The sequence below is a fragment of the Actinomycetospora aurantiaca genome, from assembly GCF_037401875.1.
GTDB lineage: Bacteria > Actinomycetota > Actinomycetes > Mycobacteriales > Pseudonocardiaceae > Actinomycetospora > Actinomycetospora aurantiaca.
Map to the genome: position 1 here is coordinate 82,927 of NZ_JBBEGN010000011.1, position 21,793 is coordinate 104,719.

The 21,793-nt window shown below is 75.3% G+C and carries 21 protein-coding genes; 18 read left to right on the forward strand and 3 right to left on the reverse strand.

From position 1 onward, the window contains the following. Positions 1-537 carry a protein-L-isoaspartate O-methyltransferase family protein gene (locus tag WCD74_RS20600; RefSeq protein WP_337696748.1) on the forward strand — a complete coding sequence of 179 codons (537 nt, stop codon included), beginning with the start codon at positions 1-3 and terminating at the stop codon, positions 535-537. 29 nt (positions 538-566) lie between these two features. Then, positions 567-1,274 carry a DUF2267 domain-containing protein gene (locus WCD74_RS20605; RefSeq protein WP_337696749.1) on the forward strand — a complete coding sequence of 236 codons (708 nt, stop codon included), beginning with the start codon at positions 567-569 and terminating at the stop codon, positions 1,272-1,274. A 24-nt stretch (positions 1,275-1,298) separates the two neighbouring features. On the opposite strand, the gene WCD74_RS20610 is transcribed toward WCD74_RS20605, so the two are convergent. Further along, positions 1,299-2,186, reverse strand: a complete 888-nt coding sequence (locus WCD74_RS20610) for an EamA family transporter (protein WP_337696750.1) — start codon at positions 2,184-2,186, stop codon at positions 1,299-1,301. A 77-nt stretch (positions 2,187-2,263) separates the two neighbouring features. Between WCD74_RS20610 and WCD74_RS20615 the strand changes: the two genes are divergently transcribed. Continuing rightward, positions 2,264-3,160, forward strand: a complete 897-nt coding sequence (locus tag WCD74_RS20615) for a LysR family transcriptional regulator (RefSeq protein WP_337696751.1) — start codon at positions 2,264-2,266, stop codon at positions 3,158-3,160. A gap of 9 nt (positions 3,161-3,169) precedes the next feature. Here the strand turns inward: WCD74_RS20615 and WCD74_RS20620 are convergent, their stop codons facing one another. Further along, positions 3,170-4,009 (reverse strand): hypothetical protein, encoded by an 840-nt coding sequence (locus tag WCD74_RS20620; RefSeq protein ID WP_337696752.1) that lies wholly within the window; start codon positions 4,007-4,009, stop codon positions 3,170-3,172. Positions 4,010-4,061: 52 nt separating this feature from the next. On the opposite strand from WCD74_RS20620, the gene WCD74_RS20625 reads away from it, so the two are divergent. Genes WCD74_RS20625 through nusB form a run of 3 tightly spaced genes read left to right on the forward strand, consistent with a single transcriptional unit; the run spans position 4,062 to position 6,314 of the window. Next, complete coding sequence (locus WCD74_RS20625; RefSeq protein WP_337696753.1) at positions 4,062-5,180, forward strand: aminopeptidase P family protein; 1,119 nt, start codon at positions 4,062-4,064, stop codon at positions 5,178-5,180. A 58-nt stretch (positions 5,181-5,238) separates the two neighbouring features. Further along, complete coding sequence (gene efp, locus WCD74_RS20630; protein ID WP_337696754.1) at positions 5,239-5,802, forward strand: elongation factor P; 564 nt, start codon at positions 5,239-5,241, stop codon at positions 5,800-5,802. A gap of 8 nt (positions 5,803-5,810) precedes the next feature. After that, complete coding sequence (nusB, locus tag WCD74_RS20635; RefSeq protein WP_337696825.1) at positions 5,811-6,314, forward strand: transcription antitermination factor NusB; 504 nt, start codon at positions 5,811-5,813, stop codon at positions 6,312-6,314. A 61-nt stretch (positions 6,315-6,375) separates the two neighbouring features. On the opposite strand, the gene bldD is transcribed toward nusB, so the two are convergent. Next, positions 6,376-6,864 (reverse strand): transcriptional regulator BldD, encoded by a 489-nt coding sequence (gene bldD / locus WCD74_RS20640; RefSeq protein ID WP_230752171.1) that lies wholly within the window; start codon positions 6,862-6,864, stop codon positions 6,376-6,378. A 348-nt stretch (positions 6,865-7,212) separates the two neighbouring features. On the opposite strand from bldD, the gene pyrR reads away from it, so the two are divergent. The 12 genes from pyrR (at position 7,213) to WCD74_RS20700 (ending at position 21,787) form a co-directional block, all read left to right on the forward strand. Further along, on the forward strand, positions 7,213-7,797 hold the full coding sequence (gene pyrR / locus WCD74_RS20645; protein WP_337696755.1) for a bifunctional pyr operon transcriptional regulator/uracil phosphoribosyltransferase PyrR: 585 nt from the start codon (positions 7,213-7,215) through the stop codon (positions 7,795-7,797). A gap of 20 nt (positions 7,798-7,817) precedes the next feature. Beyond that, a complete protein-coding gene (locus WCD74_RS20650) occupies positions 7,818-8,774 on the forward strand; it encodes an aspartate carbamoyltransferase catalytic subunit (protein WP_337696826.1) in 957 nt (318 codons plus the stop codon). Then, positions 8,771-10,063 (forward strand): dihydroorotase, encoded by a 1,293-nt coding sequence (locus WCD74_RS20655; RefSeq protein WP_337696756.1) that lies wholly within the window; start codon positions 8,771-8,773, stop codon positions 10,061-10,063. The genes WCD74_RS20650 and WCD74_RS20655 overlap by 4 nt, the downstream gene beginning before the upstream one ends. Next, positions 10,030-11,172 carry a glutamine-hydrolyzing carbamoyl-phosphate synthase small subunit gene (carA, locus tag WCD74_RS20660; protein WP_337696757.1) on the forward strand — a complete coding sequence of 381 codons (1,143 nt, stop codon included), beginning with the start codon at positions 10,030-10,032 and terminating at the stop codon, positions 11,170-11,172. Before WCD74_RS20655 ends, carA begins: the two co-directional genes overlap by 34 nt. 17 nt (positions 11,173-11,189) lie before the next feature. After that, positions 11,190-14,552: a carbamoyl-phosphate synthase large subunit gene (gene carB, locus WCD74_RS20665; protein WP_337696758.1), complete on the forward strand. Its 3,363-nt coding sequence runs from the start codon at positions 11,190-11,192 to the stop codon at positions 14,550-14,552. Between the two features lie 60 nt (positions 14,553-14,612). Beyond that, complete coding sequence (gene pyrF / locus WCD74_RS20670; protein WP_337696759.1) at positions 14,613-15,521, forward strand: orotidine-5'-phosphate decarboxylase; 909 nt, start codon at positions 14,613-14,615, stop codon at positions 15,519-15,521. Between the two features lie 195 nt (positions 15,522-15,716). Then, positions 15,717-16,034 carry an integration host factor, actinobacterial type gene (mihF, locus tag WCD74_RS20675; protein WP_337696760.1) on the forward strand — a complete coding sequence of 106 codons (318 nt, stop codon included), beginning with the start codon at positions 15,717-15,719 and terminating at the stop codon, positions 16,032-16,034. Continuing rightward, positions 16,031-16,681 (forward strand): guanylate kinase, encoded by a 651-nt coding sequence (gmk, locus tag WCD74_RS20680; RefSeq protein WP_337696761.1) that lies wholly within the window; start codon positions 16,031-16,033, stop codon positions 16,679-16,681. Before mihF ends, gmk begins: the two co-directional genes overlap by 4 nt. Beyond that, positions 16,678-16,962: a DNA-directed RNA polymerase subunit omega gene (gene rpoZ, locus WCD74_RS20685; protein WP_179793234.1), complete on the forward strand. Its 285-nt coding sequence runs from the start codon at positions 16,678-16,680 to the stop codon at positions 16,960-16,962. The genes gmk and rpoZ overlap by 4 nt, the downstream gene beginning before the upstream one ends. Before the next feature lie 30 nt (positions 16,963-16,992). Further along, on the forward strand, positions 16,993-18,210 hold the full coding sequence (gene coaBC / locus WCD74_RS20690; protein ID WP_337696762.1) for a bifunctional phosphopantothenoylcysteine decarboxylase/phosphopantothenate--cysteine ligase CoaBC: 1,218 nt from the start codon (positions 16,993-16,995) through the stop codon (positions 18,208-18,210). A 186-nt stretch (positions 18,211-18,396) separates the two neighbouring features. Continuing rightward, positions 18,397-19,575, forward strand: a complete 1,179-nt coding sequence (gene metK / locus WCD74_RS20695) for a methionine adenosyltransferase (protein ID WP_337696763.1) — start codon at positions 18,397-18,399, stop codon at positions 19,573-19,575. A 100-nt stretch (positions 19,576-19,675) separates the two neighbouring features. Then, on the forward strand, positions 19,676-21,787 hold the full coding sequence (locus WCD74_RS20700; protein ID WP_444876347.1) for a primosomal protein N': 2,112 nt from the start codon (positions 19,676-19,678) through the stop codon (positions 21,785-21,787). Positions 21,788-21,793 lie beyond the last annotated feature (6 nt).

Here is a 21,793-nt window from a genome sequence, read left to right on the forward strand (position 1 = left end):
GTGCGCCCGCGCGCGGACGTCGCGGGCGCGCACGCCCGCACCGACCCGCAGCACTACCAGCGCGGGGCGGGCGCCGACCGGTGCACCCCACCCGACGTGGTGCTCGCGATGCTGCGGCTGCTCGACGTGCCGCAGGGCGGCCGGGTCCTCGAGGTCGGCACCGGGTCGGGCTTCGCGGCCGCGGTGCTGTCGCGCGCCGTCGGCCCGGACGGCCACGTGCACTCCGTCGAGCTCGACCCGGTCACCGCCGAGCGGGCCCGCGACCTGCTCGCCCGTGACGGCCGGACGAACGTCGCGGTGAGCGTCGGCGACGGGCTCCGGGCCGTGCCGACCGGGGAGCCCGTCGACCGGCTCGTCGCCTTCGTCTCGGTCTCGGCGGAGGTCCCGGCCCCCTGGGTCGGGGCGGTGCGGCCGGGCGGCCTGCTGGTGGTCCCGCTCCGCGACGAAGCCCGGGTGGTGCGGTTCCGCCTCGGCCCGGACGGGACGCCGGCACCGGAGCGGGCGATCGGCGCCGTCTACGCCGATCCCGGGGCGTGACGGCGGCCCGCGAACGGGTAGGTCGGCCCATGCGACACCAGGAGTTCCTCAGCGGCGTGGCCACCCGGGCCGGGCTCGAGCGCACCGACGACGCCCGCGAGGGCACCACGGCCACCCTCGCGACCCTGGCCGAGGTGCTGCCCGCCGACGACCGTGACGCCCTCGCCGGCGCCCTCCCGACGCTGCTGACGCACGAGGCCGGGCTCGACGCGGAGCCCGGGCGGGGCGAGCCGGGCGCCCTCGTCGAGACCGTGGCGCGGCGGACCGGGTGGTCGCCCGAGCGTGCCCGCTACGTGCTCTCCGCCGTCGTCGAGCAGCTCGCGGCCGAGGACCCGGACCTCGGCGGGCGCGTGGCCGGGGTCCTGCCCGACGACCTGCGACCCACCGGTGGTCCCGCCCTCCCGCCGGACGCGGCCGACGCCGGCAGCGAGGGCCGGCCGCAGCCGGTCGACGCGGACGCCGTCGCGCGGGCGCTCACCCGGCTGACCGACTGGAGCGGCGACGTCACCGGCATCGAGCGCACCATCGAACTGCCCTCCGAGCGGCTGGACCTGGTCCTGGCGCGGGTCCGCGACGTGGAGCACGAGCTGGCGCACCGGACCCGGGTCGTGGCCCGCACGCCGGGGTCGGTGACGCTGCGCGCCCGCACCGAGAGCATGCAGGTGGTCACCGAGCTCGACATCGCCCTCGCCGAACGCGTCGACGACGTCGTCGCCGCCGTGGGCTCGGGCGGCTGAACGGCTGACCGGCGGGCCGGCCCGTCAGACCGGGGACGGCTCGCGGGCCTCGGCCGGCCGGTCCGGACCGCGGTCCCCGCTCCGCGCCGCGCCGATCCCGGCCGTCACCACGAGCACGATCCCGACGACGGCGACCCACGTCGGCAGCTGCCCCAGCACCACGGCGCCGACGAGCAGGGCGATCGCCGGCTCCAGGGCCATCAGCGTCCCGAAGGCCCCCGCGGCGAGCCTGCGGAGTGCGAGCATCTCCAGCGTGAACGGCACCACCGGCAGCAGGAGGGCGAGGCCGAGCCCGGTGAGCGCCACCGGCCACGTCAGCACGGCGGTGAGGTCGGGCACGAGCAGCCCGGCCGCTGCCGCCGAGACCAGGCCCGCCACCGGCATCGACACCGCCAGGCCCTGCAGCCCGGTGACGCTGTCGCCGACCCGCTGGGTCAGCAGGATGTAACCCGCCCAGCACCCGGCGGCCGCCAGCGCGAACCCGACGCCGACGAGGTCCGCGCCGCCGTGCCACGGCTCGGTCAGCAGGACCACCCCGGCGCCCGCGAGGACCGGCCACGCCAGCGCGCCGCGCCGGCCCCGCAGGACCGCCACCCCGAGCGGCCCCAGGAACTCGATCGCCGACGCCGTCCCCAGCGGGATACGGGCCACCGCCGCCATGAACAGCATCGTCAGGCCCGCCGTCACCACCCCGAGGCCGACCGCCGCGCCGAAGGAGGAGCGCGTGAACGACGACGGCCGCGGCCGGACGATCACGAGCAGCAGCAGCCCGGCCCACACCAGGCGCAGCGCCGCGACGCCGGCCGGCGGGAGGACCTGGAGCAGGCCGACGGACGCCGCGAGCCCCAGCTGCACGCAGGACATGGCCCCGAGGGCGAGCAGGGCGCCGCTGCGGGCGCTGGGAGTGGTCACGGCTCCGGAGTGAACGCCCCGGCAGCCGTCCGCGTCCACGTGACAATCGCGGACGATCCGTTCGTAGAATCACGACGGTGGACACCCGTCGGCTGCCCTACCTCGTCGATCTCGCCCGGCTCGGATCGATGCGCGCGGTCGCGGACGTGACCGGCACCTCCACCTCGGTGGTCTCGCAGCAGATCGCGGCGCTGGCCCGCGAGGTCGGCGCCACCCTCGTCGAGCCCGACGGCCGCCGGGTCCGGCTCACCCCCGCCGGGCGGCGCCTGGCCGACCACGGCATCGACCTCCTCGCCGCGATCGACGCCGCCGTCGACGACCTGGACCCCGCCGCCGAACCCGCCGGGACCGTCCGGGTGGCGGGCTTCGCCACCGCGATCCGCCGGTCCCTGATGCCGGTCGTCGCGGAGTTCGCCACCACGCACCCGGGGGTCCGGCTGACCTTCCGCGAGCACGAGCCCACCGAGGCCCTCGGCCTGCTCGAGGCGGACGCCGTCGATCTCGCCCTGGTCTACGCGTTCGACCTCGCGCCCTCCGCGGTCCCGATCCCGCCGTCCGCGGCCGTCGGCGAGGTGCTCTGGGAGGCCCGCTGGGGGCTGGGCGTCCCCGACGACGGCCCGGTGCCGGCGGCGGCGACCGCGTCCACCTCGGCCGAGGTGCTCGCCGCCTACGCCGACCGGGACTGGATCGGAAACTCCCGCAACAGCGCGGACGAGGACGTGTTGCGACTGCTGGGCTCGGTCGCGGGCTTCGAGCCGCGCCTGACCCACGAGGCGGACAGCCTGGACCTGGTGGACGACCTCGTGGTCGCGGGCCTCGGGGTCGGGCTGCTCCCGCACGACCGGCCGGTGCGCCCCGGGGTCCGCGTGCTGGACCTGCCGGACCCGCCCGTGCGCCTGCGCTGCCGACCGGTCACACGCCGGGGACGCAGCTCCTGGCCGCCGCTGGCGGCGGTGCTGCGGGCCCTGCGGTGACCCGCCGGGTCACTCGCCGTCGGGACGCTTGAGCCCGAACCGGCGCCGACCCGGGCGGCGGTCCGCCTCCTCGGCCGGCTCGTCGTCGGCGGCCGACGACCCGACACCCTCGGGCAGCGGCGTCACCGGCGGCAGCACGGCGACCACGGGGGAGTAGGTCCCCGAGCGCTCGGCGAACGGGCCGGTCCCGAACGGGAGCCGAGTGGGCTCGTCGGCACCGCGTTGCTGCCGGTCCGGGGCCGACGGGGCCGAGGCGGCCGCGGCCGGTACCGGCTCGCCTCGCCGGCGCGCACGCTGGGCCCGTCGCGAGGCCACCTTCTCGGTGGTCGACTCCGGCAGCACCGGGGGCCCGGAGGCCTCGCCGGCGGCCGTGGACGGGGAGTCGGGCGCGTCCTCGGCCGGGAGGTCGACGTCGGCGCCCGGGTCCTGGTCGGCCCGCGGGTCGTCGGCCCGGCGCAGCGACATCCAACCGAAGCGCGCACCGAGCGAGACCGACCCGAGGATCAGCAGGACCGTGAACGACGCCCGCCCGACCAGCGCCGCCCCGAGGTCCTCGACCCCGGTGGCGTCGACGAACAGGCCGAGCAGGATCCAGGAGAGCAGCCCCGCGGCCGGTCCGGCGGCGAGGGAGGCCTTGAGCCACGTCCACTCCGGCGGCATCCGGTCGGCGATCACCTCGGCGCCGCCCCAGACGAGCCCGAGGAGCAGCAGCCCGCCCAGCAGCAGCAGCGTCCAGAGCAGCGACAGCGACACGAACCGCGACGAGAGCGCGACGAACGCCGTCTGCGCCACGCCGTGGAGCAGCGTCATGACCAGTGCGCGCAGCACCCAGGGATTCAGCGGTCGCACGACGGTCACCGTACGGTGCCCTGGGTCACCCGCCTTCACTACCCTCGGGTCGGTGACCGCGCCGCACGCCGTGCCCCGCCCCCGCCCGCACCCGGTCGGGGCCCGCCGTCGTGCGGCCCTGCGGGCGCTGCTGGCCGAGGCCGGGCTGGACGCGCTGCTGGTCACCGACCTGGTGAACGTCCGCTACCTGACCGGGTTCACCGGCTCCAACGCCGCGGTGCTGCTCGACGCCCGCGGCGAGGAGGGCACGGTGCTCGCGACCGACGGCCGCTACACCACGCAGGCCGGGGCGGAGGCCCCGGAGCTCCGCCTGCTCGTCGAGCGGCGGTGCGCCCCGGAACTGCTCGCGATCACGACGGCGGGTCGGGTCGGGTTCGACTCCGCCCAGGTCACCGTGGACGCGCACGACGCGCTGGCGCAGGCCGCCGGGGCGGTCGAGCTCGTGCGCGCCCCGGGGCTCGTCGAACGGCTGCGGGCGGTCAAGGACGCGGCCGAGATCGACGCGCTGCGCCTGGCCTGCGCGGCGGCGGACGCGGCGCTGGCCGGGGCCGTCGCGGACGGCGTCCTCGCGCCCGGGCGCTCCGAGCGGGAGGTCGCCCGCGAGTTGGAGGAGCGCATGGTCGCGGCCGGGGCCACCGGCCCGAGCTTCGAGACGATCGTCGCGGCCGGCGCCAACTCCGCGATCCCGCACCACCGGCCGTCGGACGCGCCGCTCGCCGCGGGCGACCTGGTGACGATGGACTTCGGCGCGCTCGTCGACGGCTACCACTCGGACATGACCCGCACCGTGCTGCTCGGCCCGCCGTCGCCGTGGCAGGAGGAGATCTACGCCCTGGTCGACGCCGCCGCGGCCGCCGGGCGCGCGGCCCTGCGACCCGGCGTCGCGACCAGCGAGATCGACGCCGCCGCCCGGGCCGTCATCACCGAGGCCGGCTACGGGGAGCACTTCGTGCACCCGGTCGGGCACGGGGTGGGCCTCGTCATCCACGAGGCTCCGGCGATGTCCGCGACGGCGACCGCTACCCTGGACGCGGGCATGACGGTCACCGTCGAGCCGGGCGTCTACCTCCCCGGGCGCGGCGGTGTGCGGATCGAGGACACGCTGGTCGTCACCGAATCCGGCGCCGACCCGCTGACCGCCTCGACGCGGGACCTCGTGGTCCTGGGTTGACGGTCGACCACCGGGTGCCCCGGACCCGACCATCACGAGCGCAGGAGACGACGCGGCAGTGGCGACGACGAACGACCTGAAGAACGGCATGGTGCTGCGGATCGACGGCAACCTCTGGTCCGTCACCGAGTTCCAGCACGTCAAGCCGGGCAAGGGCGGCGCCTTCGTCCGGACGACGCTGAAGAACGTCATGACCGGCAAGGTCGTCGACAAGACGTTCAACGCGGGCACCAAGGTGGAGACCGCCAACGTGGACCGTCGCGACATGACGTTCCTCTACCGCGACGGCGACGACTTCGTCTTCATGGACGCGAGCGACTACGAGCAGATCCCGGTCCCGTCCGGCACGGTCGGCGACGGCTCGCGCTTCCTGCTGGAGAACCAGGAGGTGCAGGTCTCCTTCAACGACGGCGTGCCGCTGTTCATCGAGCTGCCCTCCTCGGTGGAGCTGGAGATCACGCACACCGACCCGGGCCTGCAGGGCGACCGCTCCACCGGCGGCACCAAGCCCGCCACGGTGTCCACCGGCGCGGAGATCCAGGTCCCGCTGTTCCTGGAGACCGGCACCGTCGTCAAGGTCGACACCCGGGACGGCCGCTACCTCGGCCGCGTGTCGAACTAGTGGCTCAACTGGCCCGGCGCGGGTCGCGGTCGAAGGCGCGGAAACGGGCGCTGGACATCCTCTTCGAGTCCGAGGCCCGCGCCGAGGACCCGATCGACGTGCTGCGTCGCCGCGTCGCCGGGTCGGACGCGCCACCGGTGTCCGACTTCGCGGCGACCCTGGTCGAGGGCGTCGTGTCGCACCGTGACCACATCGACGCCGCGCTCGGCGAGCTGGCGCGCGGGTGGTCCGTGGAGCGGATGGCGGCGGTCGACCGGGCGGTGCTGCGGATCGGCGCGTTCGAGATCCTGTTCACCGACGACGTGGACGACGCCGTGGCCATCGACGAGGCGATCCAGCTGGCCCGCGAGCTCTCCACCGACGACTCGCCGCGCTTCGTCAACGGCGTCCTCGCCGCGTTGGCCGCGGGGGAGCGGGTGCCGGTGGCGGCCCCGGCCCGCGAGCGCGTCGAGCTCCCGCCGGACGCGGAGCCGGCCGAGCCCGATGCGGACTCCGACCCGACCCCGGAATGAGCGAAGGGCCCCTCCGGTCGAGTAGATCGACCGGAGGGGCCCTTCGCTCGAGTCCGGAGGCTCAGTCCTCGCGGGACAGCCGCGCCTCGGGCGGCAGCACGCCCCACTCGACCAGCTGCTCGGACAGGTCGCCCGGCGTCATGTCGTAGATGATCGCGAGCGAGCGGAGGTCCTCGTTGCGGATCGAGAGGACCTTGCCGTTGTAGTCGCCGCGCTGGCTCTGGATGGCCGCGGCGTAGCGCGCGAGCGGCCCGGCCTTGTCGGCCGGCAGCTGCTGCAGCCGCTCCAGGTTGATGACGATCTTGGCGGCCGGCTCGGAGCCCGACGGGATCCGGCCCTCCGGCAGCAGCTCGGCCACCGGGACGCCGTAGAAGTCCGCCAGCTCGGCGAGCTTCTGCACCGTCACCGCGCGGTCACCGCGCTCGTAGGAACCGACGACGACGGCCTTCCACCGTCCGCCGGACTTCTGCTCGACCCCGTGCAGCGACAGGCCCTGCTGCTGCCGGATCCCCCGGAGCTTGGCGCCCAGCGCCTTCGCGTAGTCGCCCATGTGGCGGCACCCCGTTCCCTCGCGCCGAGCGCTTCGCACTGCCCCGACGACGCCATGCTGAAGTCGATACGGAGAGTGATGATGCGCCCTCGGCGATCACGAGGTCAAGCCGGGGCGCTCGGAGTGTCCGTCCGGTGTGTCCCGCGGCACGCCGTTCCGACCGGGTGGTTCCGCTCGCGCGCCACCGAACGCCGCCCGTGATCGACCGGCGACGCAGCGCCTGCGGCCGGGGGTCATCGGGACCGCGGGCGACGCGATCGGTCGCAGAACGTGGCTGATAGTGTCGTCCACGACCACGACCGACGTCCTTCAAGAGCCGTCCCGCGAGGCGGAGAAGGAGGTCCCCGAGTGCCCACGCGGCGCCGGGGCGGTCCCGTACCGAACGGTGCGTCGAACGCCGAGGGTGAGCGCGAGCTGCTCTCGTCGGCCGACATCGCCCGCACCGTCGCGCGGATCGCCCACGAGATCCTCGAGAAGACCGCGGACTCCGGAGCACCCGTCGTGCTCCTCGGACTCCCCACCCGCGGCATCCACCTGGCGCACCGGCTCGCCGGGCGCATCGCGGCGATCGACCCGGACACCACGGTGGCGGTCGGCACCCTCGACCCGACGCTCTACCGCGACGACCTCCGGCGCCAGCCCACCCGGCCGCTCGCCGAGACCGACATCCCGGCGGACGGCGTCGACGACGTCACGGTGGTGCTGGTCGACGACGTCCTGATGTCCGGGCGCACCGTCCGCGCGGCGCTCGACGCCCTGCGCGACCACGGCCGGCCGCGCGCGGTGCAGCTCGCCGTCCTGGTCGACCGCGGCCACCGCGAGCTGCCGATCCGCGCCGACTACGTCGGCAAGAACGTCCCGACCAACCGCGCGGAGGACGTCGTCGTGAGCCTCGTCGAGTCCGACGGCGTCGACGGGGTGGCGATCCGATGAGCGACGACGAGTCGATCGGCCTGCGCCACCTGCTGTCCACGGAGGGGCTGCGCCGCGAGCAGGCGGAGGCGCTGCTGGACACGGCCGCGAGCATGGAGCAGGCGCTGACCGGCCGCGCCGTGCGCAAGCTGCCCACGCTGCGCGGACGCACCGTCGTGACCCTGTTCTACGAGAACTCCACCCGCACCCGGGTGTCGTTCGAGGTCGCCGGCAAGTGGATGAGCGCGGACACCATCAACGTCTCCGCGAGCGGGTCCAGCGTCGGCAAGGGCGAGTCCCTGCGCGACACCGCCGCCACCCTGGCCGCGGCCGGCGCGGACGCGATCGTCGTGCGGCACCCGGCCTCCGGGGCCCCGCACCGCATCGCGGGGTGGCTGGACCGCGTGGGCCACTCCCACACCGACGGCCACGTGGCCGTGGTGAACGCCGGCGACGGGACCCACGAGCACCCGACGCAGGCGCTGCTGGACGCGGCCACGCTGCGCCGCCGGCTCGGGGCCGACCTGACCGGGCGGCGGGTGGCGGTCGTCGGGGACGTCCTGCACAGCCGGGTCGCCCGCTCCAACGCCCACCTGCTCGCGACCCTGGGCGCCGAGGTCACGCTCGTCGCGCCGCCGACGTTGCTGCCCACCGGCGTCGAGGCGTGGCCGGTCACGGTCACCCACGACCTCGACGCGCACCTCGCGACCGGCCCGGACGCGGTGATGATGCTGCGGGTCCAGGCCGAGCGCATGCACGGCGGGTTCTTCCCGAGCGCCCGCGAGTACGCGGTGCGCTTCGGGCTGTCCCAGCGCCGCGCCGACACCCTGCCCGACCACACGGTCGTGCTGCACCCGGGGCCCGCCGTGCGCGGCATGGAGATCGCGAGCTCGGTGGCCGACTCCGACCGTGCCGCGATCGCCGAACAGGTCACCGCCGGGGTGCACGTGCGGATGGCCGTGCTCTACCACCTGCTGGCCGGGGAGGACTCCCGATGACCACCCTGATCCGGAACGTGCGCCCCTACGGCGAGGACCCGACGGACCTGGCCGTGGACGACGACGGCCGTCTGGTCGCGCGGCTCGACGACCCCGACGAGGTCGTCGACGGCGACGGTCTGATCGCCCTGCCGGGCCTGGTCGACCTGCACACCCACCTGCGCGAACCGGGCGGGGAGGAGGCCGAGACGGTCGCCACCGGCTCGGCCGCGGCCGCGCTCGGGGGCTACACCGCGGTGTTCGCGATGCCGAACACGAACCCCACCCAGGACTCGCCCGTCGTCGTCGAGCACGTGTGGCGTCGTGGGCGCGAGGTCGGGCTGGTCGACGTGCACCCGGTCGGCGCGGTCACCGTCGGGCTCGGCGGGGAGCGGCTCGCCGAGATGGGGATGATGGCGGCCTCCGCGGCCGGCGTGCGGATGTTCTCCGACGACGGCCGGTGCGTGAACGACCCGCTGATCATGCGCCGCGCCCTGGAGTACGCGCGGTCGCTGGACGCGGTCGTCGCGCAGCACGCCGAGGACCACCGGCTCACGGTCGGCGCCCAGGCCCACGAGGGCCCGGTCGCGGCGCGGCTCGGCCTCACCGGCTGGCCGGCGAGCGCGGAGGAGTCGATCGTCGCCCGCGACGCCATGCTGGCCGCCGCGGCCGGGGCCCGGCTGCACGTCTGCCACCTCTCGACGGCGGGTTCGGTGGCGGTCCTGCGCTGGGCCCGGGAGACGCTGCTGCCGGGCACCGGGGCGAGGGTCAGCGCGGAGGTGACCCCCCACCACCTGCTGCTCACCGACACCGCGGCCGAGGACTACGACCCGGTGCACAAGGTGAACCCGCCGCTGCGCCCCGAGGCGGACACCCTGGCGCTGCGCCGGGCGCTCGCGGACGGGGTCGTCGACTGTGTCGCGACCGACCATGCGCCGCACGCCGTCGAGGCGAAGGATTGCGAGTGGCCCCAGGCCCGTCCGGGCATGCTGGGCCTCCAGACGGCGCTGTCGGTGGTCGCGAGCACCATGGTCGCGACGGGGCTGCTCGACTGGCGCGGCGTGGCGCGGGTCTGCAGCGAGGTCCCGGCCGCGATCGCGGGGCTGGCCGACCAGGGACGCCCGCTCGCGGCGGGAGAACCGGCCAACCTCGTCCTGGTCGACCCCGACGCCCGCTGGACGGTGCGCGGGGCCGAGCTGGCGAGCATCGCCGACAACACCCCGTACGAGGGCATGGAACTACCCGCCTCGGTGATCCACACGATGCTGCGAGGACGATGGACCGCGCGGGACGGAAAGGTCGGAGTGTGAGTACTGAAGCGCTGCTGGTCCTCGAGGACGGCACCGTGCATCGCGGCGAGTCCTTCGGGGCACGGGGCCGCACCCTGGGCGAGGCCGTGTTCACCACGGGGATGACCGGCTACCAGGAGACCCTGACCGACCCCAGCTACCACCGCCAGATCGTCGTCGCGACCGCGCCGCACATCGGCAACACCGGCTGGAACGACGAGGACGACGAGTCCGCGCGCATCCACGTCGCGGGCTACGTGGTCCGCGACCCGACCCGGACGCCGTCGAACTGGCGCTCGCGGCGCGGCTTGGCCGAGGAGCTCGAGGCCCAGGGCGTCGTCGGCCTGGCGGGCGTGGACACCCGCGCGGTGACCCGGCGGCTGCGCGAGCACGGCTCGATGCGCGCCGGGCTGTTCTCCGGCGACGCGCTCGCGGGGGAGCGCGAGATGCTGGACGCGGTCCGCGACAGCCCGCCGATGGCCGGCGCCGACCTCGCGGGCGCGGTCACCACCGCCGAGCCCTACGTCGTGGGCGCCGAGGGCACCCGGCGGTTCTCCGTGGCCGCCCTGGACCTCGGCATCAAGGCCAACACCCCGCGGATGCTGGCGCAGCGCGGCATCGAGACCCGCGTCCTGCCCAGCACCACCACGCTGGACGAGCTGCTGGACGGCTCACCCGACGGGGTGTTCCTATCCAACGGCCCCGGCGACCCGGCGACGGCCGAGCACGCCGTGGCGCTGACCCGGCAGGTGCTCGAGCGCGGCGTGCCGCTGTTCGGGATCTGCTTCGGCAACCAGATCCTCGGGCGCGCACTGGGGATGGGCACCTTCAAGCTGCGCTACGGCCACCGCGGCATCAACGTCCCGGTGGTCGACCACACGACCGGGACCGTGGCCATCACCAGCCAGAACCACGGGTTCGCGCTGGCCGGCACGCCCGGCGAGCACGTCGACTCGCCCTTCGGTCGGGTCCACCTCTCGCACGGCTGTCCGAACGACGACGTCGTCGAGGGCGTGACCTGCGCCTCGGTCCCCGCGTTCTCCGTGCAGTACCACCCGGAGGCCGCCGCCGGCCCGCACGACGCCGCGGATCTGTTCGACCGCTTCGCAGCGCTCATGGAACAGCACTGATGGGAGGGCGCTGACAGATGCCGCGCCGTGAGGACATCCACCACGTCCTGGTCATCGGCTCGGGCCCGATCGTGATCGGCCAGGCCTGCGAGTTCGACTACTCGGGCACGCAGGCGTGCCGGGTGCTGCGCGAGGAGGGCCTCCGGGTCTCGCTCGTGAACTCCAACCCGGCGACGATCATGACCGACCCGGAGTACGCCGACGCCACCTACGTCGAGCCGATCGACGTCGAGCACGTCACGAAGGTCATCGAGGCCGAGCGCCCGGACGCACTGCTCGCGACCCTCGGCGGGCAGACCGCGCTGAACACCGCGATCGCCCTCCACGACGCCGGGGTGCTGGAGCGCTACGGCGTCGAGCTGATCGGCGCCGACGTCGAGGCCATCCAGCGCGGCGAGGACCGCCTGAAGTTCAAGGAGATCGTCCGCTCGATCGGCGGCGACGTCCCGCGCTCCGAGGTCTGCCACTCGATGGCGGAGGTCCGGGCCACGGTCGCCGAGGTCGGCCTCCCCGTGGTGATCCGGCCGAGCTTCACCATGGGCGGCCTCGGCTCGGGCCTGGCCTACACCGACGACGAGCTCGAGCGCCTGGCCGGCACGGGGCTGGCCGCCAGCCCGGTGCACGAGGTGCTCATCGAGGAGTCGGTGCTCGGCTGGAAGGAGTACGAGCTCGAGCTGATGCGCGACGGCCGGGACAACGTCGTCGTGATCTGCTCGATCGAGAACGTCGACCCGATGGGCGTGCACACCGGGGACTCGGTGACCGTCGCCCCGGCGATGACGCTCACCGACCGCGAGTACCAGGTCATGCGCGACACCGGTATCGCGGTGCTGCGCGAGGTCGGCGTCGAGACCGGCGGCTGCAACATCCAGTTCGCGGTCGAGCCCGCCACCGGGCGCCTCGTCGTCATCGAGATGAACCCGCGCGTGTCGCGCTCGAGCGCGCTGGCCTCCAAGGCCACCGGGTTCCCGATCGCGAAGATCGCGGCGCGCCTGGCGGTCGGCTACACCCTGGACGAGATCACCAACGACATCACCGGCGAGACCCCGGCGAGCTTCGAGCCCACGCTGGACTACGTCGTGGTCAAGGTGCCGCGGTTCGCCTTCGAGAAGTTCCCCGGCGCCGACCCCACGCTCACCACGACGATGAAGTCGGTCGGCGAGGCGATGGCGCTCGGCCGGAGCTTCCCCGAGGCGCTGAACAAGGCCCTGCGCTCCACCGAGACCTCGGACGCGAGCTTCGGGACGCGCCCCGACCCGCTGGGCCTGTCCAAGGACGACGCGCTCAAGCAGGCCGCACTGCCCCGCGACGGCCGTCTCTACGCCGTCGAGCGCGCGCTCCGGCTCGGCGCGACGGTCGCCGAGGTCAGCGACGCCTCCGGGATCGACCCGTGGTTCGTCGAGCAGATCGAGGGCATCGTCGCGCTGCGCCGCGAGATCGCGGAGGCCCCGGTGCTCGACGCCGGGCTGCTGCGCCGCGCCAAGCGCGCGGGCCTGTCCGACCTGCAGATCGCGACGGTCCGCCCCGAGCTCGCCGGCGAGGCGGGCGTGCGCGCGCTGCGCCACCGCCTCGGGGTGCGCCCGGTCTACAAGACCGTGGACACCTGCGCGGCCGAGTTCGAGGCCCGCACGCCGTACCACTACTCGGCCTACGAGTCCGACCCCGCGGCCGAGTCCGAGGTCACCGCGCAGACCGAGCGGCCCAAGGTCGTCATCCTGGGGTCCGGGCCGAACCGCATCGGACAGGGCATCGAGTTCGACTACTCGTGCGTGCACGCGGCGACCAGCCTGCGCGCCGCCGGGTTCGAGACGGTCATGCTCAACTGCAACCCGGAGACCGTCTCCACCGACTACGACACCGCCGACCGCCTCTACTTCGAGCCCCTCACCGAGGAGGACGTGCTCGAGGTGGTGCACTCCGAGCGCGCGTCCGGCGGCGGCGACGCCCGCCGGCTCCCCGACGGCCGGTGGACCGCGGGCCTGGCCGGCGTGGTCGTGCAGCTGGGCGGGCAGACCCCGCTCAAGCTCGCGGCCGCCCTCGAGACCGCGGGCGTGCCGATCGTGGGCACCCCGCCCGCCGCGATCGACCTCGCCGAGGAGCGCGGCGCGTTCGGCCACGTGCTCGACGACGCGGGCCTGCCGGCCCCGCCCTACGGCACCGCGACGAGCTTCGACGGCGCCCGCGCGATCGCCGCCCAGATCGGCTACCCGGTCCTCGTCCGGCCCTCGTACGTGCTCGGCGGCCGCGGGATGGAGATCGTCTACGACGACGAGACCCTCGCGGACTACATCGCCCGGGCGACCGAGGTGACCCCGGACCACCCGGTGCTGGTCGACCGCTTCCTCGACGACGCCATCGAGATCGACGTCGACGCGCTCTGCGACGTCACCGGCGAGGTCTACCTCGGCGGGGTCATGGAGCACATCGAGGAGGCCGGCGTGCACTCCGGGGACTCCTCGTGCACGCTGCCGCCGATCACGCTGGGCCTCTCCGACCTCGAGGTCGTGCGGGCCTCGACGGTCGCGCTGGCCCGCCGGCTGGGCGTCCTCGGGCTGATGAACGTCCAGTACGCGCTCAAGGACGAGGTCCTCTACGTCCTGGAGGCCAACCCGCGCGCGAGCCGGACGGTGCCGTTCGTCTCCAAGGCGACCGGCGTGCCGCTCGCGAGCGCCGCCTCGCGGGTGATGCTCGGGTCGACGATCTCCCAGCTGCGCGCCGAGGGCGTCCTGCCCGCCGCCGGGGACGGCGGCCACCTGCCCGCGCACCACCCGGTGGCGGTCAAGGAGGCCGTGCTGCCCTTCCACCGCTTCCGCCGCCCGGACGGCCGCGGGGTGGACTCGCTGCTCGGCCCGGAGATGAAGTCCACCGGCGAGGTGATGGGCATCGACGTGGCCTTCTCGACGGCGTTCGCGAAGGCGCAGGCGGCCGCGTCCGGCCCCCTGCCGACGTCGGGCCGGGTGTTCGTGTCGGTGGCCAACCGCGACAAGCGGGCGCTGATCTTCCCGGTCAAGCGGCTCGCCGACCTCGGCTTCGAGATCCTCGCGACCGCGGGCACCGCCAGCGTCCTGGAGCGCAACGGCATCGCCTGCCAGGTGGTGCGCAAGCACTTCGAGGGCCCGGACAACGTCGTCGACACGATCGCGGCGGGGGAGGTCGACCTGATCATCAACACCCCCGTCGGGCACTCCGGTCCCCGCATCGACGGCTACGAGATCCGCGCGGCCGCCCTGAACGTCGGGATCCCGTGCGTGACGACGGTGCAGGGCGCGTCCGCGGCCGTGCAGGGCATCGAGGCGGTGATCCGCGGCGAGATCACGGTCACCCCGCTGCAGGTGCTGCACGAGCGGCTGGCGAAGGCGCGCGCGTCGGAGACCGCGTGAGCGGGGCGAGCGCAGCGACGGGGCGGACATGAGCGGGGCGAGCGCAGCGACGGGGCGGACATGAGCGTCCCGGGCCCGGCCCGGGGCGCCTTCGTCGACCGCCTGACCGCCGCCGTCGCCGCCCACGGCCCGCTGTGCGTGGGCATCGACCCGCACCCCGGCCTGCTCGCCCGGTGGGGCCACGAGGACGACGCGGCCGGGGTGGAGCGCTTCGGCCGGGAGGCGGTCGCCGCCCTGGCCGGGCACGTCGCGCTCGTCAAGCCGCAGGTGGCGCTGTTCGAGGTGCACGGCAGCGGGGGGGTGCGCGCCCTGGAGCGGGTCCTCGCCGACGCCCGGGACGCGGGCCTGCTCACGGTGGCGGACGCGAAGCGCGGCGACATCGGCTCGACGATGACCGCCTACGCCCGGGCGTGGCTGGCCGACACCTCCCCGCTCGCCGCGGACGCGGTCACGCTCTCGCCGTACCTCGGCGTGGGATCGCTCGTCCCGGCGATCGACCTGGCGGCGGAGACCGGCCGCGGGGTCCTCGTCCTCGCCCGCACCTCCAACCCCGAGGCGCCCGCGGTGCAGTCCGCCCAGTCGTGGACCCCGCTCTCCGACCCCGCCTCGCCCGGCATGCGCGAGGTGGCCCAGGGCGTCGTCGACGCGTGCGCGGCGGCGAACCGGGCCCGGGGCGTCGGCGTGGCCGGCGTCGTCGTGGGGGCCACCGCGGGCACCACCGGCCGGGCCCACGGGCTCGACCTCGCCGGTCTCGGCGCCCCGGTGCTCGTCCCGGGCCTGGGCGCCCAGGGCGCCACGCCGGACGACCTGGCCCGCGCGTTCGGCGACGGGTCCGGACCCGTCGTCCCGTCCAGTTCGCGGGAGGTCCTGTCCGTGGGCCCCGACCCGGAGGCGCTGCGCGACGCGTGTCGGGCGCTGAACGGCTCCCTGCGCGCCCTGGCGCTGCCCGCCGGACCGATCGGCGCGTAGCGGCCACCGGCGGCGGGCACCGGGCACCACCGGGGCCGCGCACGCGCCGGCGGCCGGGGCGCGACGCCGTTCACACGCCGGACACCCGAGCACTGTGGACTCGCACCCCAGACGGTACGTTCGCCAGCGACGGCGGGTCCGCTGTGCAGGGCGGACCCCCGACGACCATCACAGAACCTGATATCGGAGGAGACCGTGGCACTTCCCGAGCTGACCGAGGAGCAGCGGGCGGCCGCGCTGGAGAAGGCCGCCGCTGCCCGCCGCGCCCGGGCGGAGCTCAAGGAGCGGCTCAAGCGCGGCGGCACCAGCCTCGGTGACGTGCTCGAGCAGGCCGACTCCGACGAGGTGCTCGGCAAGATGAAGGTCTCGGCGTTGCTCGAGGCGCTCCCGGGCGTCGGCAAGGTCCGGGCGCAGCAGATCATGGAGCGGCTCGAGATCGCGCCGAGCCGGCGCCTGCGCGGCCTCGGCGAGCGGCAGCGCAAGGCGCTGCTCGCGGAGTTCGACGGGGAGTGAACCCGGACGCGGGAGCGACGGGCGGGCGGGGACGTCTGCTCGTCCTCGCCGGGCCGTCCGGGGTCGGCAAGAGCACGGTCGTGGCCGAGCTGCGCCGGGCGGACGCCCCGCTGTGGTTCAGCGTCTCGGCGACCACCCGGGCGGCCCGTCCCGGCGAGGTCGACGGGCGCGAGTACCACTTCGTCACCGACGCCGACTTCGACCGCATGGTCGCCGACGGCGCCCTGCTGGAGTGGGCCTCGATCCACCGGGGCCTGCACCGGTCGGGTACCCCCGCCGGGCCGGTCGAGGAGCACCTCGCGGCCGGCGAACCGGTGCTGCTCGAGCTCGACCTCGCCGGGGCGCGGGCGGTGCGCGCGCGGCGGCCGGACGCGCTGCTGGTGTTCCTCGAGCCGCCGTCGTGGGAGGTCCTGGTGGACCGCCTCACCGGCCGCGGCACCGAACCGCAGGACGTGATCGACCGCCGGCTCGCCACCGCGCGGATCGAGCTGGACGCCCGCCGGGAGTTCGACGTCGGGCTCGTGAACCACGACGTCCGGGAGACCGCACGGCGCTTGGTAGACTTGGCCCATCCCTCCGACGCCCCTGCCTGCGGAGACACCCGCGCGGGAGCCGTCGGACCTCGATCCGCAGGAGCCAGTGAATGAGCATCACCACCAGTCGCGTCACCGGTGGCTTCCACGACGTGCCCGAGGGCATCACCAACCCGCCGATCGACGAGCTGCTGGAGACGGTCAGCTCGAAGTACGCGCTGGTGATCTACGCGGCCAAGCGCGCGCGGCAGATCAACGACTACTACGCCCAGCTGGGCGAGGGCCTGCTCGAGTACGTCGGCCCGCTGGTGGAGCCGGGTCCGCGCGAGAAGCCGCTGTCGATCGCGATGCGCGAGATCCACTCGCACCTGCTCGAGCACACCGAGGGCGAGTAGTCCCGGGCGCGGATCGGGCATCCGGCCGCCATGGCTGAGATCGTCCTCGGGGTGGCCGGCGGCATCGCCGCCTACAAGGCCTGCGAGCTGCTCCGGCGGCTGCGCGAGGCCGGCCACGCCGTGCAGGTGGTGGCCACCCCGAACGCCCTGGAGTTCGTCGGGACGGCCACCTTCGAGGCGCTGTCCGGGCGCGAGGTGCTCTCCGGGGTCTTCGAGCACGTCCCCGACGTCACCCACGTCGCGCTCGGGCGTCGCGCCGACCTGGTCGTCTGCGCGCCCGCCACCGCCGACCTGCTGGCGCGGATGGCCGCCGGCCGCGCGGACGACCTGCTGACCTCGACGCTGCTGACGGCCCGATGTCCGGTCCTCGCCGCCCCGGCGATGCACACCGAGATGTGGGACCACCCGGCGACGACCGACAACGTCGCCACCCTCCGCCGCCGCGGCACCGTCGTCCTCGAGCCTGCCTCCGGCCGGCTCACCGGCGCCGACTCCGGGCCCGGCCGCCTCCCCGAACCCGCCGAGATCGCGGAGTTCGCCCGCCTGCTGCTCGAGGCGCCGGACGCCCTGCCGCGCGACCTGCAGGGTCGCCGCGTCGTCGTGTCCGCCGGCGGCACCGCCGAGCCGCTCGACCCGGTGCGCACGCTGGGCAACCGCTCGTCCGGGCGGCAGGGCTACGCCCTCGCCCGCGTCGCCGCGCAGCGCGGGGCGCACGTGACGCTCGTGGCCGGCTCCACCGCGGCCCTCGACCCGCCGGCCGCCGTCGAGGTGGTCCGCGTCGGCACCACCGAGGAGATGCGCACCGCGGTCCTGGACGCCGGGAAGGGCGCCGACGTGGTGGTGATGGCCGCCGCCGTGGCCGATTTCCGGCCGCAGTCGGTCGCCGGTTTCAAGATCAAGAAGGGCGACACCGAGCCGGACGCGATCCGTCTCACACGCAATCCCGACATCCTCGCCGAGCTCGTGGCCGAGCGGGTCCCCGGGCGGCTGGTCGTGGGGTTCGCCGCGGAGACCGGGGACGCCGAGAACGACGTGCTGTCGTTCGGCCGGGCGAAGCTCGAGCGCAAGGGGTCGGACTTCCTGGTCGTCAACGCCGTCGGCGGCCGGACCGGGCACAATGCCTTCGAGAGCGCGGACAACGAGGGCTGGCTCCTCGGCGCCGACGGGTCGTCGGTGCAGCTGCCCATGGGCTCCAAGGCCGCGCTGGCGGCGCGGGTGTGGGACGCGGTGGCCGACCGCCTGGCGTGAGCGAACGGTCACGCACCGTGGCGGGAAATGGCGCCGAATGCCTTTCCCACACCTCGTCACACATCACAACCGCACTGTGACGCGCTGCGCAGGAGGCCCGGTCAGGGCCCTGTGCGCTCGCCCGGATGCCGTTAGTGTTGCCGGGTCCCACTGTCGAGGCAGGGAGAAATTGTGCCCGCTAGGCGTTTGTTCACTTCCGAGTCCGTCACCGAGGGCCACCCGGACAAGATCTGTGACGCCATCTCCGACGGGATTCTGGACGCCTTGCTGGCGCAGGACCCGAAGAGCCGCGTCGCGGTCGAGTCGATGGTCACCACCGGCCAGGTGCACGTCGCCGGCGAGGTGACGACCAACGCGTGGGTCAACTACGTCGACGTCGTCCGCAAGACGATCCTCGACATCGGCTACGACTCGTCCGCCAAGGGCTTCGACGGCGAGACCTGCGGCGTGTCCATCTCGATCGGCGCGCAGTCCGCCGACATCGCGCAGGGCGTCGACGAGGGCTACGAGTCCCGCGTCGAGGGCTCCGAGGACGCGATCGCCAAGCAGGGCGCCGGCGACCAGGGCCTGATGTTCGGCTACGCCGACGCCGACACCCCCGAGCTGATGCCGCTGCCGATCGGGCTCGCCCACCGGCTCGCGCGCAAGCTGACCAGCGTCCGGCGCGAGGGCGTCCTGCCCTACCTGCGTCCCGACGGCAAGACCCAGGTCACCATCGCCTACGACGGGGACAAGCCGGTCGCCGTCGACACCGTGGTCCTGTCCACCCAGCACGCCGCGGACATCGACCTCGACGAGATGCTCGCCCCCGACATCCGCTCCAAGGTGATCCAGCCGGTGCTCGAGGGCATCGACCTGGACTCGTCGAACACGCGCGTCCTGATCAACCCGACCGGCCGCTTCGTGCTCGGCGGCCCCATGGGCGACGCCGGCCTGACCGGCCGCAAGATCATCGTCGACACCTACGGCGGCTACGCCCGCCACGGCGGCGGCGCCTTCTCCGGCAAGGACCCGTCGAAGGTCGACCGCTCGGCCGCGTACGCCGGCCGCTGGGTCGCCAAGAACGTCGTCGCCGCGGGCCTGGCCAAGCGCGCCGAGGTCCAGCTCGCCTACGCCATCGGCAAGGCCGAGCCCGTCGGGGTGTTCCTCGAGACGTTCGGCACCGCCAACGTGGACCCGGCCGCGATCGAGAAGGCCATCCACGAGGTGTTCGACCTGCGTCCCGGCGCGATCGTGCGCGACCTCGAGCTGCTGCGCCCCATCTACCAGCCGACCGCGGCGTACGGCCACTTCGGCCGTGACGACCTCGACCTGCCCTGGGAGCGCACCGACCGCGCCGACCAGCTGAAGTCGATCGTCAGCTGACGCGTCCCGCGACCCACGGCCCGGTCGCCCCGCCCGGGGTGGCCGGGCCGTCGCCGTGTTCCCGCCCGCGGCGTCGGCGGCCTCTGGTAGACCGGCGGCCGTGAGCGGATCACCGGGCGACGAGGCGCTGCTGGCGCTGCCCGGCATGCCCTCGGCGCCGCCCGCGAAGCCCGCCCGCACCCCGCCGAAGCACAACGAGCGGCTGCCCGCCGAGCAGGACTCGATCGCCACCGTCACGGTCGACGTCCCCCTGCCGCACCTCGACCGCACCTTCGACTACCGCGTCCCCGTCCAGCTCGACGAGTCCGCCGTGGTGGGCGCTCGGGTCCGGGTGCGCTTCGCCGGGCGGATGGTCGACGGCTTCGTCCTCGACCGTTCCGACCACACCGACCACGACGGCCGGCTCGGCTGGCTGGACAAGGTGGTCTCGCCCGAACCGGTGCTCTCGGGGGAGCTGGCGGCGCTGTGCCGCACCGTCGCCGACCGCTACGCCGGCACCCTGGCCGACGTCCTGCGCCTCGCGGTCCCGCCCCGGCACGCGCGCGTCGAGGCGGAGCCGCACGCACCGCCGGACACGCCGCTGCCCCCCGTTCCCGACGACGGGTCGGGCTGGGCCGCGTACCCCCGCGGTCCGGCCTTCCTGGAGGCGCTCGCCGGGCACCGTCCCGCGCACGGGGTGTGGCAGGCCCTGCCCGGCGAGGACTGGGCGACGCGGCTCGCCGAGGCCGCCCACGCGGCGCTCGCCGCCGGGCGCGGCGCCGTCGTCGTGGTGCCCGACCGGCGCGACCTGGACCGGCTGCTCGCCGCCTGCCTCGCCGTCGTCGGCGCCGACCACGTGGCCGCCCTCGCCGCCGACCTCGGACCGGCCGAGCGCTACCGCCGCTGGCTCGCCGTCGCGCGCGGGGAGAAGCGGCTGGCCATCGGGACCCGCGCGGCCGCGTTCGCGCCCGTCCGGGACCCGGGGCTGCTCGCCGTCTGGGACGACGGGGACGACTCGCACGCCGACCCCCGCGCGCCCTACCCGCACACCCGCGACGTGCTGGTGGCCCGCGCCCACGCCACCGGGGCGGCGCTGCTGGTCGCGGGCGCCACCCGCACGGCCGAGGCGGAGGTGCTGGTGCGCAGTGGGTGGGCGCACCCCGTCGTCGCCGAGCGCACCCTCGTGCGCGAGCGCGCGCCGCGGGTCACCGCGATCGGCGAGGACGAGCGGCAACTGCTGCGCGACCCCACCGCCCGGGCCGCGCGGGTCCCCGCCGTCGCCTTCGAGGCCACCCGCGCGGCGCTGGGGGCGGGCCGGCCCGTGCTGGTCCAGGTCCCGCGGCGCGGCTACCTCCCGGCGATCGCGTGCGCGCAGTGCCGGGAACCGGCCCGCTGCCGGCATTGCCACGGGCCGCTCGGCATCCCCGCGGGCCGGACCGGGACGGACGACACGCCCGCCCCGCCGACCTGCCGCTGGTGCGGGCGGCCCGCGACGAACCACCGCTGCCCGGCCTGCGCGTCCCCGCGGGTGCGCGCGACGGTCGTCGGCTCCGGGCGCACCGCCGAGGAGCTCGGCCGGGCGTTCCCGCAGACGGTGGTGCGCAGCTCGGGCGGCGGCGCGACGATGCTGGACACGGTGGAGGCCGAGCCCGCGATCGTCGTCGCCACCCCGGGGGCGGAGCCGGTCGCCGACGGCGGGTACGGCGCGGCCCTGCTGCTCGACGGCGCCGCCCTGCTCGCCCGCCCCGAGCTGCGGGCCGCCGAGGACACGGTCCGCCGCTGGTTCTCCGCCGCGGGCCTGGTGCGGCCGGGGCCGGCGGGCGGGCGGGTGGTGGTCGTCGCGGAGTCGAACCTCCCGGCGGTCCAGGCGCTGGTGCGCTGGGACCCGGCCGGGCACGCGGGCGCGGAGCTGGCGGGGCGCTCCGAGCTGGGCCTGCCGCCCGCCGTCCGGATGGCAGCCCTCGACGGCGACCCGGACGCCCTGCGGGACCTCCTGGACACCGCCCGCCTCCCCGAGGGCGCCGAGGTGCTCGGCCCGGTCGAGCTGCCGTCCGGCACGCGGCTGCCGGGCGCCGACGAGCGCACCGAGCGCGCCGAACGCGTCCTGGTCCGGGTGCCCCGACCGGCCGGGCGCGACCTCGCCCGGGCGCTGCAGTCCGCGCGGTCGGTGCGGGCGGCGCGCAAGGAGCGCGAGGCCGTCCGCATCCTGCTCGATCCGCACGACCCGCTGTAGATCGCC